This window comes from Nocardia sp. CDC160, assembly GCF_035818795.1.
In the GTDB taxonomy this organism is placed as follows: Bacteria; Actinomycetota; Actinomycetes; order Mycobacteriales; family Mycobacteriaceae; genus Nocardia.
On record NZ_JAYKYT010000008.1, the window covers coordinates 88,943 to 106,458 of the forward strand.

Here is a 17,516-nt window from a genome sequence, read left to right on the forward strand (position 1 = left end):
CATGGATTCGATGGGGGTGACATTCGACAACTGCGGGATCTCCGAACTGGGGGCCGCGGTCGAAACCGTGTCGAATTCGGTCCTGCATGGTCGCCTCGAGTTCTCCAATACCGAGGTCGTGGCCTTGATGCAGCAGCTGGAAACCTACATTCGTCGACTGTCGGCGCTGGATTCGAAGCTGATCATCGAAGCCCACGAACGCGCGCTGCCCGAGGAAAGTGGTGCGGGCAAGCTGATTCCGTTTCTGCGCCACACCCTGGGCTTGTCCGCCCACGACGCGTCGGTGCGGGTGAAGATCACCCACGAGTGCGGGGAATTCCGGGAGCCGACCGGGCATCTGCGCCCGGCGAACCTGGCGATCGCCGCCGACGCCTATGCGGCCGGGGCAATTTCGCGGGACCATGTCCGCCACATCGTCACCATCATGACCCATCTGCCCACCGACATCCCCACCGAAGCACGCGCGCAGACCGAGCAGCTCCTGGTGGAGAAGTCCGCCGAAGGCCTGTTCCCCGACGACCTCCCGAAGATCGGGCGCGAGATCCTCGCCCGCCTCGACCCGGACGGCACCGTCATCAACGACGCCGATCGCCGCCGTCGCCGCGGCATCATCGTGGGCCGTCCCGGCGTGGACGGGATGAGCCACATCGAAGGCTGGATGACCCCCGAACTGCGCGCACTCTGGGATGCGGTGATGGCCAAGTTCGCCCGACCCGGTATGTGCAACCTCGAAGACGAAACACCCCTCACCACCAAGGACGCCGTGATCGAGTCCTCGGTGTTGGACGCCGCCGCGCGTCGTGACCGCCGCGACCAGAGCCAGCGCACCCACGACGCCTTGGTTGCGCTGCTGCAGCCCGGTGTGGACATGAGCAAGCTCGGCTCCCACCGCGGCATGCCCGTCCAGGTCACGTTGACCATGGCGCTCACCGACCTCGAGCGCGGCACCGGCATCGCCACCACCGCCTCGGGCACCCACATGTCCATCAACGAAGCACTGAAGATGGCCTCCGGCACCCGCCCGGTGCTCGCGGTCCTCGACGACCACGGGATTCCGCTCTACCTGGGCTACGGCGAACGGATCGCCACCCCCGGCCAACGGCTGGCGCTGATCGCCCGCGACAAGGGCTGCACCCACCCGGGCTGCGACGTCCCACCCACCATGTGCGCCGCCCACCATGTGATCGACTGGGCCAAGGGCGGACCCACCGACCTGACCAATCTCGCCCTCGTGTGCGACCACCACCACGCCATGGTCAACGACAGCGAACACGGCTGGAAGACAGTCATGTTGGGTAAAGACTCCCCGCATCGCGGACGCGTGGGATGGATCGCCCCCAAATCCCTCGATCCGACCGGCACACCCCGGGTCAACGAGAAACACCACCTCGCAGGGCAAATCGCCACCGATATCGAAGTCAGTTGCCAGCACTGGGGCGCGCGGGCCGCATAACCCGCCGGGTTCGCGCGTGCCCGCGCCCGCCCAACATGTGATTCAGATGCCCGAGGCCAGGTAACCCGAGCGAAGACAACCAAGGCTCATGCCCCACAACGGGATTGCCCCAAGATGGCATGTACCGGAAGTGTGGTTGCGTCGCCGGACCTACCGGACCTGAGCTGACGCGACCCGAGTGCCGCACCCGCCGATCCCAGCCCCCGGACTGCACGCATTACGTTCTAAAGACCAACCAACCCAACCTCACGCCGGGATGTCGTGGCGGCCCAATCCCCGAGGAGGCTGGAACCGCAACCGAGCTGCCCAACCCAGCCAGCCCCTCCCCCTCCTCCAGGCATCTTTTGATCTTTTGTTCTTTTGTCTTTGAGCCCAATGCAGTAACCCGCATCGTCGGCGATGCGAACGAACGGCGGCGGACTCTCCGGGAGCCGCAGCCCAACACTATCGAGATCCCGAGGATAGGGACGCCGCAAACGAGCGGTGCGCCCACCGGGTTCAGTAGGCGGAGTGTGAGGCGGATAATCCGGAACCCGAATGGGTTGCGGCACCGTAGCATCCGACCAACTGAGCACCGTCTGCCGTTCCGCCCGGAACAACACCCCACCCTGCATCCAATGCGAGGCGAGAATCCGCCCGGACAACGCCACCTCGAGAACGGTGAACCGACCACCATATGGATTGGGTGCCGATTCGGAAACGGCGTGGAAGCCGCAGGAGCAGTCCGGATCCGGAACCGCATGGCTGCGACCCCGCCGACATTCGGCCACGGCGTCGACCGGGTAGGGCGTGCCGCCGGTCGCTGGCACGAACAGCTCCCCCTCGATGCGATGAGCCACCTTGTGCGCCAGAACCACCCAGAGCCCATCGTCGGTCAGGGCGAGGCTGGGCTGGACTAGGTCGGGGACTTGGGGGCGGTGCGCTGTCCCGGTTTCGAAGGATGCGATCAGTCCATAGCCTTCGCACATGTGCGTTCCTCGCTCGGGGATGCTGTATCTCTCCGAGCGTACGCGCCCGTACGGCGAACGGTGCCGCAATTATCCTGCGGCACAGTCCGATTCAGGCCAGCTGTTCGATCTTGGCGGCCAGTTCCGCGCCGGTCATGGGCTCGCGGGCGATGACGGCGATGGTGTCGTCACCGGCGATGGTGCCCACGATCTCGGGCAGGGCGGCGCGGTCGAGGGCGCTGGCCAGGAAGTGCGCGGCGCCGGGTGGAGTTCGCAGGACTGCGATATTGCCGCTGGCGTCGGTGGAGACCAGCAGGTCGCCGAGCAGTTTCGAGAGTCGCTCTGTGCCGCCGGTGACGCCGCGCACGGGGCTGCCGTCCTCGGGGACGACGTAGACGCCCGCGCCGCCGTCGGCCGCGCGCAGTTTCACCGCGCCGAGTTCGTCGAGGTCACGTGACAGGGTGGCCTGCGTGGTCTCGATGCCCTCGGCCGAAAGCAGTACGGCCAGTTCGGATTGGCTGCGGACCTCGTGCTGGGACAGGATCGCGACAATGCGGGCCTGCCGTCCGGCGCGGGTGCGGGCGATGGCCGCACCCGACTTGCCGGACGGGGCGGGTGAGCGACGTTCGCCGCTACTCACCTCTCACCTCGCTCGAAGCGTTCGAGCAGCCACACCAGTAGCGCCTTCTGCGCGTGCAAACGGTTCTCGGCCTCGTCCCAGACCGCGCTGTGCGGGCCGTCGAGCACCTCGTCGGTGATCTCCTCCCCGCGGTGCGCCGGAAGGCAGTGCAGCACGGTCACATCCGCGGCGGCCCGCGACAGCAGGTCGGCGTTCACCTGGAACGGGCGGAAGGGGGCCACGCGGTCGCGGCCGTCGTTCTCCTGGCCCATGGAGGTCCAGGCGTCGGTGACCAGCGCGTCCGCGCCCTCGGCGGCGGCCTGCGGGTCGTTCGTGATCACAATGCGCGCACCGGTTTCGGCGGCGCGCTTCTGCGCGGCGTCCACGATCCAACCGAACGGCTCGAAGCCCTCGGGGGCGGCGATGGTGACGTTCATGCCCGCGGTCACGCCGCCGAGCATGAGCGAGTGCGCCATATTGTTCGCGCCGTCACCGAGATACGTCAGATTGCGACCGGTCAGGTCGGAGCCCTTGCGCTCCTTGAGCGTCTGCAGATCCGCCAGCACCTGGCACGGGTGGAACTCGTTGGACAGTGCGTTCACCACGGGAACCGTTGCGGCACCGGCCATCTCGTCGAGTCGGGTCTGCTCGAAGGTCCGCCACACAATGGCGTCCACGTACCGCGACAGGACCCGCCCGGTGTCGGCGAGGGTCTCCTCGCGCCCCAGCTGGGTGTCGCGCCCGTCCACCACGACCGCGTGCCCGCCGAGCTGGGCGATGCCCATCTCGAAGGAGAAGCGCGTCCGCGTGGAGTTCTTCTCGAACATGACCGCGACACCGCGCGGCCCTTCCAGGGGCCGCCGAGACTGGGGGGCGGCCTTCAATTCGGCGGCGAGGGCCAGGATTTCGGCCTGTTCGGCGGGGCTGACGTCGTCGTCACGCAGGAAATGCCGGATGGTCACTTGGTCTCCTCGGTGGCCTGGGCGGCATCCAGGATGCCGGGCAGGTCGGACAGGAAGTTCTCGGCCTGAGTCTCGGTGAGAACCAGTGGCGGCGCGAGTCGAATCACGTTGGGCTTGCAGGGATTCACCAGGTAGCCCGCTTCCCGGGCGGCCGCGTCCACCTGGGGCGCGACGTCGGCGGTGAGCTGGATGCCGATGAGCAGACCCGCACCCCGGACGTGATCGATCAGCGGGTGATCGAGGTGCTCGATGCCGTCGATGAGGATCTTGCCGACCGTCTCCACATGCGAGAGCAGCCCTTCCTCGTCGATGGTGCGCAGCACGGCCAACGCCGCGGCGGCGCAGACGGGATTGCCGCCGAAGGTGGTGCCGTGCATGCCGGGCTGCAGCAGATCCGCCGCCGCGCCCTGGGCCAGCACGGCACCGATGGGTAGGCCGCCGCCGAGGCCCTTGGCCAGGGTGATGACATCGGGCACGATGCCCGCCGCCTGATGCGCGTAGAACGCGCCGGTCCGGCCGATACCGGTCTGCACCTCGTCCAGGATCAGCAGCGCGCCTTGGTCTTTGGTGATGGCGCGGGCCTTGGCCAGGTAGTCGGCCGGTGGCACCACGACGCCGCTCTCCCCCATGATGGGTTCGAGGAACACCGCGGCGGTGTCCTTGTCGACCGCGGCGGCCAGCGCCATGGCGTCGCCGTAGGGCACGTGCACGACGCCCGCGGGCATGGGCTCGAACGGGGCCCGCTTGGACGGCTGACCCGTCAAGGCCAGCGCGCCCATGGTCCGCCCGTGGAACGCCTCCTCGCAGGCGACGATCTTGGTGCGTCCGGTCAGCCGCGCCATCTTGAACGCGGCCTCGTTGGCCTCGGTGCCGGAATTGCAGAAGAAGGCCTTGCCGTGCCCGTCACCGAAGTGGGCGAGCAAGCGCTCCGCCAGCTCGATGACCGGTTCGGACGCGAACAGATTCGACACGTGGCCCAGCGTGCCCAGTTGCTGGGTCACCGCCTCGAGGATCGCCGGATGCGCGTGCCCGAGGCTGTTGACCGCGATGCCGCCCAGGAAGTCCAGGTACCGCTTGCCGTCGGCGTCGTAGACCACCGCGCCCGCGCCGCGCACCAGCGCCACCTTGGGGGTGCCGTAGTTGTTCATCAGGGCGGTGTTCCACCGCTGCTGAATGTCGGCAGTACTCATGAGATCTCCTGTACTGGGGTGACCATCGTGCCGATGCCCTCCCCGGTGAACAGTTCCAGCAGGACCGAATGCGCGACCCGCCCGTCGATGACGTGCGCGGTCGGGACGCCGCCCTCGACGGCCCGCAGGCAGGCTTCCATCTTGGGCACCATGCCCTCGTCCAGCCGCGGCAGCAACTTGGCGAGTTCGTCGGTGTCGATGCGGGTGGTCAGCGACGACCGGTCGGGCCAATCGGTGTACAGGCCCTCGACATCGGTGAGAATGACCAATTTCTCCGCGCCGATGCCCTCGGCCAGCGCGGCCGCCGCGGTATCGGCATTGATGTTGTGCACCACGCCGTCCGCGTCGGGGGCGATGGTGGACACCACCGGAATCCGGCCCGCCGCGATCAGATCCAGCACGGCGGACGGTTCCACCGAGGTCACGTCGCCGACCAGGCCGATATCGGTGGCCTCCCCGTCGACCTGCACGGTCCGGCGGGTGGCGGTGAACAGGTGCGCGTCCTCACCGGAGATGCCGACCGCGTACGGACCGTGAGCGTTGATGAGCCCCACCAGTTCCCGGCCCACCTGCCCGAACAGCACCATGCGCACGACGTCCATGACCTCAGGCGTGGTGACCCGGAAGCCGCCGCGGAATTCGCCGGTCATGCCGAGCTTCTTCAGCATGGCGCTGATCTGCGGCCCACCGCCGTGCACCACGACCGGGTGCACGCCGACGGTGCGCAGGAACGCCATATCGGCCGCGAAGGCGCGCTTGAGCTCGTCGTCGATCATGGCGTTGCCGCCGTACTTGACGACCACGATCTTGTCGCGGAACTTCTGCAGCCACGGCAGCGCGTCGGCGAGGACGTGCGCCTTGTCGAGGGCCGAAAGCTGTTTCACCACATCGTTCATGAGCTGTAGGCCGAGTTCTCTTCGACGTAGCCGTGCGAGAGGTCGGTGGTGCGGACGGTGGCCTCACCGTCGCCCAGGCCGAGATCGGCCACCACGTGGATGTCCGCGCCGGACAGGTCCACCTCACGCGCGCCCGGCGCGCCGAACCCGTTGACGCACACCGGACTTCCATTGAACGACACCGAAACCAGGTCCGGCTCCAGGGAGATCGGCGCGATACCGAGCGCGGCGAGCACCCGGCCCCAGTTCGGGTCGGAGCCGAAGAACGCGCACTTGACCAGGCTGTCCCGGGCGACCGCGCGGGCCGCGACGAGCGCCTCCTCTTCGCTCACCGCGCCTTTCACGGTGATGTGCACGCGCTTGGTGACACCCTCGGCGTCGGACATGAGCTGCTCGGCCAGATCGTCGCAGACCGCCAGCACCGCGGCGTCGAGCTCCTCCTGCGACGGCGTGACCCCGCTCGCGCCGTTGGCCAGGAGGAGCACGGTGTCATTGGTCGAGCAGGAGCCGTCCACGTCGAGCCGGTCGAAGGTGTAGCCGGTGGCCTTGCGCAGCGCCTCGTCCAGCTGCGCGGGCGTCGCCACCGCATCGGTGGTCAGCACGACCAGCATGGTGGCCAGCGACGGCGCGAGCATGCCCGCGCCCTTGGCCATGCCGCCCACGTTCCACTTGTCATTGTGGTGGAAGGCAGCCTCTTTCGGCACGGTGTCGGTGGTCATGATGGCGCGCGCCGCCTCCGCGCCGCCCGACAGCCCGCCGCCCATCTCGTGGACGATCTCGGTGACGGCCGGGATCAGCTTGTCCATCGGCAGCCGGTCACCGATCAAACCCGTGGAGCAGACGGCGATCTCGCCCGCGCCGGTCTCGGTTCCCCAGTTGCTCAACGCCTTCGCCAGCTCCTCGGCGGTGGCGTGGGTGTCCTGGAAGCCGCCCGGGCCGGTACACGCGTTCGCGCCACCGGAATTCAGGATGACCGCGCGCAGGTGCCCGCCGGTGAGCACCTGCTGCGACCACAGCACGGGCGCGGCCTTGACCTTGTTGCGGGTGAACACGCCCGCCGCCGCGTAGTCGGGCCCCTCGTTGAACACCAGCGCCAGGTCCGGCTTACCGGTCTTCTTGATGCCCGCCGCGATGCCCGCGGCCCGGAAACCCAACGGTGCGGTGACGCCCTGGGTCCGCACCAGCTTGCCGTTGTCGATCGTCACGGTGCCACTCCTACGGTGGAAAGTCCTGCGGTCTCGTCGATTCCGAGAGCCAGATTCATCGATTGCACCGCGGCGCCCGCGGTGCCCTTGGTCAAGTTGTCGATCGCGCCGATGACCACCAGCAGCCCGGCGTCGGTGTCCACGGTCACCTGCAGGGTGACGGCATTGGAACCGAGCACCGAACCGGTCTGCGGCAGAACGCCTTCGGGCAGCAGGTGCACGAAAGGCTCCTCGGCATAGGCCTTCTCGTAGACGGCGCGGGCCTGCGCGGCGTCCACGGTGGTCGGGGCGGTGCAGGTGGCGAGAATGCCGCGCGGCAGCGGAGCCAGCACCGGGGTGAACGAAACACTCACGTCCACACCAACTGTGCCCCCGAAAAGCGCCGCCGCCTTCAGGTTCTGCGCGATCTCCGGCGTGTGCCGGTGCGCACCGGCGATGCCGTACGCGCGCAGCGAGCCCATCACCTCCGAGCCCAGCAGCCCCACATCGAGCTTGCGTCCAGCCCCCGAGGTGCCGCTCACCGCAACCACATTCACCCGCGGCTCGATGATCCCGGCCGCGACGGCCGGGGCCAGCGCCAGACTCGACACGGTCGGATAGCAACCGGGCACGGCGATCCGGGTCGCCCCGCGCAGCCGCTCGCGCCCGCCGGGTAGCTCGGGCAGCCCGTAGGGCCAGCTGCCCGCGTGCGCGGTGCCGTAATACTTCTCCCACGCCGCGGCGTCGGTGAGCCGGAAATCGGCCCCGCAGTCGATGATGATCGTGGACTCCGGCAACGCGGTGGCGATCGCCGCGGACTGCCCGTGCGGCAGCCCCAGGAACACCACGTCGTGACCGGCCAGCACCTCGACGGTGGTGGGCTCGAGCACCCGATCGGCCAGCGGCAGCAGATGCGGCTGCAGCTCACCCAGGGTGGTACCGGCATTGGACCCCGCGGTCAGCGCCCCGATCTCGAGGCGCCCGCTTCGGTAGGCTGGGTGCCCTAGCAGCAGGCGCAGCACTTCACCGCCCGCATACCCGCTCGCACCAGCAACCGCGACCCGCAGGGGCCCGTTCGAGACATCCGCCATGTGATGATTATGCACGAGCGTGCAAGCTCATTCACAACCGGGCGAGAATCTGACAGCGAGCGCCGCTTACGGCACACTCGACAGCGCCATGTACGACGACGCCACCCAACCGCTGCCGGTCGTCGGTCCAGAAAAGGGCCGCAGCCGCCGGGCACCGGAGACGCCCACCCAGACTCCTCGCCGGTCCCGGCGGGCGGAACCGACCTCGAACCGTCGGAGGGCAGGCAAGCGCCGTGCCGAATCCCCCCGCGAGAGCGCCGAGCGCACACCCGCCCAGCGGGCCCGCGACAAGAAACTGCGCCTCGCCGGACGCGGCATCACCGCGCTGGTGGCCGCCGCTGTGATGGGTATTACAGGCGCCGTCTGGTACGGCCGCATGGATTTCGATCAGGGCTTCGTGCGTTCGGGCGCGATCTCGCCGGAGGACGTGAACCTCGACGGCGATATCAATATGCTGCTCATCGGCCTGGACACCCGAAAAGACCTGAACGGCAACGACCTTCCCAAGGAGATCCTGGACCAGTTGCACGCCGGTGACGGCTCGGAGGGCGGCTACAACGCCAATTCGCTCATCCTGGTGCACATTCCGAAGGATCTGAAGCACATTGTCGCGTTCTCGATTCCGCGCGACGACTACGTGCCCGTACAGGGCATCCCCGGCTACGACCACGCCAAGATCAAGGAGTCGTACGGCCTCAAGAAGTACGACGTCGAGCAGAAGCTCAAGGCCAAGGGCATGGCCGAGGGCCCGGACCTGGAGCGCCAGGGCCGGGAGGCGGGGCGCGCCAGCATCGTTCAGACCGTGAAGGCGCTCACCGGTGTGCCCATCAACCGGTTCGCGGAGATCTCCCTCGCGGGCTTCTACGATCTGGCGACCGCGCTGGGCGGCGTCGACGTGTGCCTCAATCACGCCGTGGACGACAGCTACTACTCCGGCGCGCAGTTCCCCGCCGGACCGCAGCATCTGGACGGCTCCGACGCGCTGGCCTTCGTGCGGCAGCGCCACGGCCTCGAGAACGGCGACCTGGACCGCACCCACCGGCAGCAGGCGTTCCTCACCTCGGTCGCCAATTCCATGAAGAGCTCGGGCACCCTGGGCAATCCGGTGCGGCTCAAGCAGCTGATGGATGTGGCGCACAAGGACGTGGTGCTCTCCGACGGTTGGAGCCTCACCGATTTCGCCACCACGCTGGGCCGCGCGGAATCCCCGACCGTGGAGTTCCGGACCCTGCCGGTGCTGCGCTACGACAATATCGACGGCCAGGACGTGAACATCATCGATCCGGTGGCCATCAAGAAGACGGTGCGCGAGGCGTTCGGCGTCTCCACCCCGGCCGCGCCCAGCGCCCCGACCACCACGCCGACCTCGACCCTGGACGTGGCGAATGCCAGCGGCACCCCGGGTCAGGCCGCGAGGGTGTCGAAGCTGTTGGCGGCCAAGGGCTTCCCGCAGGGCGATGTCGCCAATGCCACCTACGCGGACGGCACCACCTCGACCATCTACTACGGGACCGGTGCCGACACCGATGCCAAGCAGCTCTCGGAAATGCTGGGTGGCATCCCGGTGAGCCCGTCCACGCAGCTGTCCTCGGGACACGTGAAACTGGTCGTGGGAAGCGATCTCGACATTTCCATCCTCGATCCGACGGCGGCCACCACCACCCCGACCACCACCGCGGGCGGGTCCTCGACCTCCGCCGCCACCTCCGACGCGGCCAGCTCGGACGCACCGGATTCGGGTAAACCCGTGACCACTACGATCGGTTCGAAGATTCCCTGTGTGAACTGACCCGCGGTCGACGAGAGCGGAGTGTGCGATGACGAAATTCGAGGTGCTCCGCGCTCTTCATGACGGCGACAAGCCGCTGTTGCTGCCGAACGCCTGGGACTTCGGGTCCGCGGCCATGCTCGCCGAGGCCGGATTCCCGGCCGTGGGCACCACCAGTCTGGGCGTGGCCGCGGCAGCCGGTCTGCCCGACGGCACGGCGGCCACACGGGACGAAACCCTGTCGCTGGCACAACGATTGGGCCGATTGTCGATTCCGGTGACGGTCGATATCGAGGGCGGCTTCAGCACCGATCCGGGCGAGGTCGCGGAGTTCTGCGCCGAGCTCGCCGCCGCGGGTATCGCGGGAATCAACCTGGAGGACAGCCGATCCAATGCGAAGCTGGCCGAACCGGACAGCCACGGCGAGGTGATCGCCGCCGTGAAGTCGCGGGTGCCGGAGCTTTTCCTCAATGCCCGAACCGATACGTACTGGCTGGGCATCGACACCGACTCGACGCTCGATCGGGTCCTGCACTACGAGAAGTGCGGCGCGGACGGCATTTTCGTGCCTGGCGTGACCGATCCGGACCGGATTCGCGCGCTCACCAACGCCCTGACCGCACCGCTGAACGTGCTGTTCTCCCCCACCGGCCCGACCGTGGCCGAACTCGCCGAGCTGGGCGTGCGGCGGGTCAGCACCGGCTCATTGCTCTACCGCGCGGCCCTGGCCGCCGCCGTGCACACCGCGGAATCGGTCACCCACGGGCATCAGCTTGTCGGTGAAATCCCCAGCTACGCAACGATTCAGCGGCTGCTGGAACCCTAGTCACCGATCGAGGGCACGGGTCAGCCCGGCCGTCCGCAGCTTGTCGGGATTGCGGACCGCGTACAACCCGACAATGCGGTCCCCGTCCACCTCGATCAGCTCCACGGTGTCGATCGCACCGTCCGTGCCGCGCAGCAGGATCGCGGGCAGTGCGTTGTAGGTGCCGAATTCGATCGTCATGTCCCCCAGGCTCTTTCGCACCAACCCGATCAGGTAGGCGGCGACCCGCTCCGCGCCGACCACCGGGCGACGCGCGGCGCTCACCTTGCCGCCGCCGTCGGAGATCTGCACGATATCGGGCGCGAGCACGTCCATCAGGGTCTGGACATCGCCGGTTTGCGCGGCCCGCAGGAACTTTCCGACGACCGCGCGACTGGTCTCGGCATCGGGTTCGAAGCGCTTCTTGCGCGCCTGGACGTGCGCGCGGGCCCGATGCGCGATCTGCCGCACCGTCGCATCGGATTTGCCGAGCATGGCCGCGATATCGACCAGGCTGTGCCCGAACACCTCCGAGAGCACGAAGACCGCGCGCTCGGTCGGGCCGAGGGTCTCGAGCACCAGCAGCATGGCCATCGACACCGATTCCGCCAGCAGCACATCGTGACTGGCGTCGGTCTCGGTGCGAATCGGTTCGGGCAGCCAGCTGCCCACATACTCCTCGCGCCGCCGTCGCACCGTGCGCAGATGGTTGAGCGACTGCCTGGTCACGATCTGCGTCAGATACGCCTTGACGTTGTGCACCTGCGTCGGGTCGGTGTCGCGCCAGCGGAGATAGCTGTCCTGCAACACATCCTCGGCATCGGCGGCGCTGCCGAGCATCTCGTAGGCGATGGTGAACAGCAGCGGCCGCAGCCGGTCGAACGCGTCCACATCGCCCATCGGACCGGAATCGGTGCCCACGGTCATGGTCGAAGCCTAACCACGAATCACCCGAACCCGGCACCGCGCCCCGGTCCGCCCCCACATTCACTCACTGGACACCATGTACAGTGAGCCGCGAGACGCCCGCCCGACCAGAGGAAATCCCATGCCCGACAACCCCTCCGGCAAGCTGACCCTCCAGGGCCGATTCAATCACTTCTCCAGCACCTACTTCGGTCCGATCGCGCGCTTCTACGGCCGTGTGCACCGCCGCCTCTACGAGCGCTTCGGCGGCACCCGATTCGGCACCCTCTTCGGCGACCCGGTCCTCGAACTCATCGTCCCCGGCCGCAAATCCGGTGTCCCGCGCCCGGTCATGCTCATGCAGGTCTGGTCCGGCGACGATCTGCTGGTCTGCGGCTCCAACGGCGGCAACCCCGGCACCCCCAACTGGTGGAAGAACCTCGCCGCCGTCGACACCGCCACCGTGCGCGTGGGCCGCGACACCTTCCCGGTCTCGGTCCGGATCGTCACCGACGACGCCGAGTACGAAACCCATTGGCGCACACTCACCGCGGCCTACGCGCATTTCGACACCTACCGGGCACTGAGCCCCCGCCGCTTCCCCATCGCCGTCCTCACCCGCAAGGGAGACTGACAGCCGTCGCGCGGGTCACCAGGAGACCGGCCCGAGGCGGTCGGTGAAGGTGCCGGTGGGTCCGTCGGCGGGGATCGTGGCGAGGCGGACGATGGCTTCCGCGCCCTCGGCCGCGGTCAGCTGTCCCCGGTGGCCGTTCATATCGGTGGCCGCGAACTTGCCATTGGCGACCTCGCCCGGGGTGATGGCATTGAACTTGATGTCCGGGAGCGCCTGGGCGTAGCGGACCGTCAGCATATTGAGCGCGGCCTTCGACGAGCTGTACGCGAGTTCGTGCATTTTCGAGGCGGCCTGAGCGGGGTCGCTGACGACGGCGAACGAGCCGACCGCACTGGAAACCATGACCACCCGGGGATTCTCGGCCGCCCGCAGCAGCGGGAGGAAGGCGTGGGTCACGCGAATCGGGCCGTAGACGTTGGTGTCGTAGACCGCGTGGATCTCGTCGACCGTGGCGTCGGCGGGGTTGATGGCGTGGCCGGGCGCACCGGCATTGTTCACCAGCACATCGAGCCGGTCGGTGTGGGCGCGAACCAGCCGAACCGCTTCCGCCACAGACTCATCCGAGGTCACATCGAGCGGCACCAGCACCGCGTCCACACCTTCGGCGGCCAGCTTCTCGAGGGCCGCCTGTCCGCGCTGAATATCGCGGGATCCGAGGAAAATCGTCCACCCCTGCGTGCCGAGGCTCCGAGCCGCCTCGAAGCCCAGCCCCTTGTTCGCGCCGGTGATCAGTGCCGTCTGCTTGTCCGTGTTCGTCATGCCCACAAGATGCTCGGGCCCAACGCCGCGTGACGCGATGTGAGCCAGTTCACCTTTCGATCGATCCGCGAACCACCGCCGGTTGACATCACCGCGCGTTACACATACCTTCGGTTTTCAAATACCGACGGTATCCAACAAGGAGGTTGGCGATGGCGTCACGGACCCCGCGGGTCGTGATCATTGGGGCCGGTGTGTCCGGGATTGCCAGTGCGATCACGCTGCAGCACAAGGGATTCCACGACTTCGTGATCCTGGAGAAGGGATCCGACGTGGGCGGGGTGTGGCATTGGAACCGCTACCCGGGGCTCACCTGTGATGTGCCGTCGCAGCTGTATCAGTTCGGGTTCGCACCCAAGCCGGACTGGTCGCATGTGTTCGCGCCCGGGCCGGAGATTCAGGGGTATCTCGCGGAGGTGGCCGAGCGATTCGGGCTGCGGCCACACCTGCGGCTGAACTCCGAGGTGGTCGCGGCCGAGTTCACCGGGTCCGGGTGGCGGGTGCGGACCGCGGGCGGCGAGGTGCACGAGGCCGATTTCGTCATCGCGGCCACCGGCGTGCTGCACCATCCCGCCTGGCCGAAGATTCCGGGGCTCGACGAGTTCACCGGGGATGTCGTGCACACCGCGCGCTGGGACGACTCCCTGCCGACGAAGGGCCGCCGGATCGCGGTGCTCGGCACGGGATCGACCGGCGTGCAGGTGGTTTCGGCGCTGCAGCCGGTGGCCGAGCGCATCACGCATTTCGTGCGCAGCCCGCAGTGGGTGATCTGGGCCCCGATGTGGCTGCCGCAGCCCGCCGTGGTGGGTGCCGTGCTGAATCGGCTGCCCAAGCTGAATCAGGCGCTCTACCAGGCGGGAATGACCGGCGCGAAGCTGTTCACCGATGTCGTCACCCGGCCCAGCTGGCGGCGGCGCGCGGTCCAGGAGTACGCGCGCTTCAGCCTGCGCGCCCAGGTCCTCGATGGCGACCTGCGCGAGCAGCTGACCCCGGACTACGAACCGCTGTGCAAGCGACAGGTGTTGTCCGGCAGCTACTATCGCGCGCTCAAAGCCCGCAATGCCGAGCTCGTCACCACCGCTATCGAGGCCGTCACCTCGACCGGCATTCGCACCACCGACGGCCGCGAGCACGAGGTGGACCTGATCGTCTGCGCCACCGGTTTCCGCGCCCATGACTACATGCGTCCCATGAAACTCACCGGCCGCGACGGCATGTCGATCGACGAGGCCTGGGCCAAGGGTCCGCGCGCCTATCGCATGACCGCGATCCCCGGCTTCCCCAACCTGTTCACCGTGCTCGGCCCCAACTCCCCGACCGGGTCGATCCCGCTGCATCACGCCGCCGAGGTCACCGCCAAGTACATCGCGGCGTGGCTCGAGCGTTGGAGCGCAGGCGAATTCGACACCGTCGAGGTCACCGAGGCCGCCACCGACCGCTTCGACGCGGAGGTCACCGCGGCCCTCGGCCCGACCGTCTGGAACACCGGCTGCAACTCCTGGTACTTCACGGAGGGCGGCAGCATCGACCTGTTGCCCTTCGACCGCCGCACCATGGAAAACATGCTCGCCGCGCCCGACGACCGCGATTTCACACTGGGCCGGTAAACGAATGAGGGAAAGGATCTCGAATCCTTTCCCTCTTCAACGTATATCGCAGGCCGGGGCTTGCCGCAAGACCCCTGTGGTGCTGCAGAATCGCTGCCCGTAGCGAAAACCCACGGAAACGGAGTAGTACGGGTGCGAATCGATACCGATGTGATCATCGTGGGTGCGGGCCCGACGGGTCTGATGCTGGCCGCCGAACTGCGGCTGGCCGGGGTGCGAACGGTGGTCCTGGAGCGGAGCCCGCAGCTGCGGACCGTGCCCAAGGCCAATGGTTTCAGCGGGCAAATCGTGCAGCTGCTGGCTTACCGGGGCCTGTCGGACCGGCTCGCGGCGATCGGCTCTCCGGCCGGTCCGACGGCCGCGATTCCGTTCGGCGGCATGCACGTGGACTTCAGCCCGCTCGCGGATCCGCCGCTGAAGGCCATGCACCTGCCGCAGCCGAAACTCGAAGGGCTGCTCGATGATTGGGCAGTCGAACTGGGCGCGGAGGTGCGGCGCGGCCACGAGGTGACCGGCGTCGAGCAAAACGACGACGCGGTCACCGTGACGGCCAACGGCCCCGACGGCGAATACCGGCTCACCGCACGCTATCTGGTGGCCTGCGACGGCGCGCGCAGCCGCGTCCGCACCCTGGCCGGAATCGACTTCCCCGGCACCACCTATCCGGAGGTCAACCGGCTGGGCCAGGTCAGCGTGCCCGAGTCGGTGACCACGCGCGAGGACGGCAGCCTCGAGGTCGCGGGGCACGTCGTGCCGACCGGTTTCACCCGGACCGACCACGGCGTCTTCGCGATGGGCGGGCTCTCCCCCGCCCGCACGGTCATGATCCAGACCACCGAGGACACGACCGGCGAAACCGACGACAACGAGCCGATGGCCCTGACCGAGCTGCAGGAGAGCATCCATCGCGTCCTCGGCGTCGAACTGCCCCTGGTCGATCCGATTCGCCTGTCGCGGTATCAGTTCCAGGCCCGTCAGGCCGAACGCTACCGCGCCGGACGGATTCTGGTGGCCGGTGATGCCGCGCACGCGTTCCCGGCGACGGGTGTGGGCATCAACGCGGGCATGCTCGACGCGATCAACCTGGGCTGGAAACTGGCTGCCGCCCTTCAGGGTTGGGCTCCCGACGCGCTGCTGGACAGCTACCACGAGGAGCGTCATTTCGCCGGGCGGCGCACCATGATGCACACCCAGGCACAGGTGGCGCTGCGGCGCGGCGACGATCCGGCGGCGGTCGCGCTGCGCGAGTTCTTCCAGGAACTGCTCACCGACGAGCCCGCGCTGTATCGGGTGGGCGCGCTCATCGCGGGCACCGACCTGCGCTACCCGCTGGCCAATCCCAACCGGCACCCGCTGACCGGAACGGTGGTTCCCGACCTGCCGCTGAAGACCGAGGACGGCGACGCGACCGTCGGCGATCTGCTGCATGCCGCCCGCCCGGTCCTGCTGGTCCTGGCCGATCGCACCGACCTGCGCGAGATCGCCGAGCCGTGGGCCGATCGCATCGATCTCCGCGTGGCCACCACCGACGATCGCCCCTCGGATGCCCTCCTGATCCGCCCGGACGCCCACATCGCCTGGGCCGCAACCCTCGACGAGCCCCTCGATACCGCGGCCCCCGCGCTGCGGGCCGCGCTCACCACCTGGTTCGGCGCGCGGACGGATGTCCCGGCGACTTTGGTCAGCGACTGACCGGATCGGCCACACCACTGATCCGTCCGGCCCGAGCCCTCGGCCAACGCTCCGTTCCGGCGTTCAATTTCGGCATGCCGCCCAGTGCGGCAACCGGACGAAATCGCTTGGAAGGACCGGAAAATGACCGAGTACGTAACCCTCGAGCACGGACGGATCGCGTGTGACGTGGTCGGTGACGGACCCTTGGTGGTGCTGTCGCACGGGATGGGCACCCGGCGGCAGGAGTTCCGCCACCTGGTCGGGCCGCTGGTCGCCGCCGGGCACCGGGTGGTCAACGCCGATATGCGCGGCCACGGTGAATCCAGCCTGGATTGGCCGTCGGTGACCGGCAAGTCGGCCATCAGCCGCACCGACGTGGCCCGCGACCTGCTCGGTGTCATCCGGCATTTCGGGGGTCCGGCGGTGATCGTCGGGCATTCGCTCTCGGGCGGTTCGGCCACCATCGCGGCGGCCGAGGCCCCCGAATTGGTGTCCGCCATCGTCGAGATCGACCCGTTCACGCTCACCCAGAGCCTGCATGTGGGCGCGCTGCTGTCGGATCGCCGCCACCGCCGCGCCATGGTGGAACTGATCGGCACCCAGCTGTTGAAGTCGCCGCGACTGTGGTTCCGGTACCTCGAGGGCGTGGCCTACCCGACCGCTCCCGCCGATCAGGACCGCTATCTGAACGGTCTGCGGGAGCACCTGCGCGAGCCGGGTCGCTGGGCGGAATTCATGAAGACCGGCGCGACCACCCCGGCCGACGCGCACGCGCGGATCGGCGACATCCGTTGTCCGGCACTGGTGTTGTTCGGTGCCCAGGATCCGGATTTCGCCGATCCTGCCGCCGAGGCCCGGCGGGTCGTCGATGCCATGCCGCTCGGACTGGGTGAGCTGGCCTTGATCGACGGCGGCGGCCACTACCCCCACGCGCAGTACGCGGACCGGGTGGCCGAGCTGATGATTCCGTTCCTCGCCAGGCACACCGCCCGCCCCGCGGCCGATTCGGTCAGCAACTGAC

Annotated in this window: 15 protein-coding genes; 7 read left to right on the forward strand and 8 right to left on the reverse strand. The window is 68.3% G+C overall.

Annotation, left to right across the window (positions count from 1 at the left end; translation table 11 throughout):
• Nucleotide 1 precedes the first annotated feature (1 nt).
• Entirely contained in the window at nt 2–1,453 is a 1,452-nt protein-coding gene (locus VMT40_RS34775; protein ID WP_326363757.1) for an HNH endonuclease signature motif containing protein, read from the forward strand.
• 1,059 nt (nt 1,454–2,512) lie between these two features.
• Here the strand turns inward: VMT40_RS34775 and VMT40_RS34780 are convergent.
• Genes VMT40_RS34780 through argC form a run of 6 tightly spaced genes read right to left on the reverse strand, consistent with a single transcriptional unit; the run spans nt 2,513 to nt 8,342 of the window.
• On the reverse strand, nt 2,513–3,040 hold the full coding sequence (locus VMT40_RS34780; protein ID WP_326313379.1) for an arginine repressor: 528 nt from the start codon (nt 3,038–3,040) through the stop codon (nt 2,513–2,515).
• On the reverse strand, nt 3,037–3,981 hold the full coding sequence (argF, locus tag VMT40_RS34785; protein ID WP_326363758.1) for an ornithine carbamoyltransferase: 945 nt from the start codon (nt 3,979–3,981) through the stop codon (nt 3,037–3,039). Before argF ends, VMT40_RS34780 begins: the two co-directional genes overlap by 4 nt.
• A complete protein-coding gene (locus VMT40_RS34790) occupies nt 3,978–5,171 on the reverse strand; it encodes an acetylornithine transaminase (RefSeq protein ID WP_326363759.1) in 1,194 nt (397 codons plus the stop codon). The genes argF and VMT40_RS34790 overlap by 4 nt, the downstream gene beginning before the upstream one ends.
• Entirely contained in the window at nt 5,168–6,067 is a 900-nt protein-coding gene (gene argB / locus VMT40_RS34795; RefSeq protein ID WP_326363760.1) for an acetylglutamate kinase, read from the reverse strand. Before argB ends, VMT40_RS34790 begins: the two co-directional genes overlap by 4 nt.
• On the reverse strand, nt 6,064–7,272 hold the full coding sequence (gene argJ, locus VMT40_RS34800) for a bifunctional glutamate N-acetyltransferase/amino-acid acetyltransferase ArgJ (RefSeq protein WP_326363761.1): 1,209 nt from the start codon (nt 7,270–7,272) through the stop codon (nt 6,064–6,066). The genes argB and argJ overlap by 4 nt, the downstream gene beginning before the upstream one ends.
• Nucleotides 7,269–8,342, reverse strand: a complete 1,074-nt coding sequence (argC, locus tag VMT40_RS34805) for an N-acetyl-gamma-glutamyl-phosphate reductase (RefSeq protein WP_326363762.1) — start codon at nt 8,340–8,342, stop codon at nt 7,269–7,271. The genes argJ and argC overlap by 4 nt, the downstream gene beginning before the upstream one ends.
• A gap of 88 nt (nt 8,343–8,430) precedes the next feature.
• Here argC and VMT40_RS34810 point away from each other — a divergent pair, with 88 nt between their 5' ends.
• Both VMT40_RS34810 and VMT40_RS34815 read left to right on the forward strand, forming a co-directional pair.
• Complete coding sequence (locus VMT40_RS34810; RefSeq protein WP_442790112.1) at nt 8,431–10,131, forward strand: LCP family glycopolymer transferase; 1,701 nt, start codon at nt 8,431–8,433, stop codon at nt 10,129–10,131.
• 28 nt (nt 10,132–10,159) lie between these two features.
• On the forward strand, nt 10,160–10,936 hold the full coding sequence (locus tag VMT40_RS34815; RefSeq protein ID WP_326363765.1) for an isocitrate lyase/PEP mutase family protein: 777 nt from the start codon (nt 10,160–10,162) through the stop codon (nt 10,934–10,936).
• On the opposite strand, the gene VMT40_RS34820 is transcribed toward VMT40_RS34815, so the two are convergent.
• Nucleotides 10,937–11,842 carry an RNA polymerase sigma-70 factor gene (locus VMT40_RS34820; RefSeq protein WP_326363766.1) on the reverse strand — a complete coding sequence of 302 codons (906 nt, stop codon included), beginning with the start codon at nt 11,840–11,842 and terminating at the stop codon, nt 10,937–10,939.
• A gap of 121 nt (nt 11,843–11,963) precedes the next feature.
• Between VMT40_RS34820 and VMT40_RS34825 the strand changes: the two genes are divergently transcribed.
• Nucleotides 11,964–12,455, forward strand: coding sequence for a nitroreductase/quinone reductase family protein (locus VMT40_RS34825; RefSeq protein ID WP_326363768.1), 492 nt, complete (start codon nt 11,964–11,966; stop codon nt 12,453–12,455).
• A 15-nt stretch (nt 12,456–12,470) separates the two neighbouring features.
• On the opposite strand, the gene VMT40_RS34830 is transcribed toward VMT40_RS34825, so the two are convergent.
• On the reverse strand, nt 12,471–13,214 hold the full coding sequence (locus tag VMT40_RS34830; RefSeq protein WP_326363769.1) for an SDR family oxidoreductase: 744 nt from the start codon (nt 13,212–13,214) through the stop codon (nt 12,471–12,473).
• A 152-nt stretch (nt 13,215–13,366) separates the two neighbouring features.
• On the opposite strand from VMT40_RS34830, the gene VMT40_RS34835 reads away from it, so the two are divergent.
• From VMT40_RS34835 to VMT40_RS34845, 3 genes are all read left to right on the forward strand, one after another.
• The gene (locus VMT40_RS34835; protein WP_326363771.1) at nt 13,367–14,821 is read left to right on the forward strand and encodes a flavin-containing monooxygenase; all 1,455 of its coding nucleotides are present in this window, start codon (nt 13,367–13,369) and stop codon (nt 14,819–14,821) included.
• Nucleotides 14,822–14,953: 132 nt separating this feature from the next.
• On the forward strand, nt 14,954–16,513 hold the full coding sequence (locus VMT40_RS34840; RefSeq protein ID WP_326363773.1) for an FAD-dependent monooxygenase: 1,560 nt from the start codon (nt 14,954–14,956) through the stop codon (nt 16,511–16,513).
• 123 nt (nt 16,514–16,636) lie between these two features.
• Nucleotides 16,637–17,515, forward strand: coding sequence for an alpha/beta fold hydrolase (locus VMT40_RS34845; RefSeq protein WP_326363774.1), 879 nt, complete (start codon nt 16,637–16,639; stop codon nt 17,513–17,515).
• The last annotated feature ends 1 nt before the right edge of the window (nt 17,516 follow it).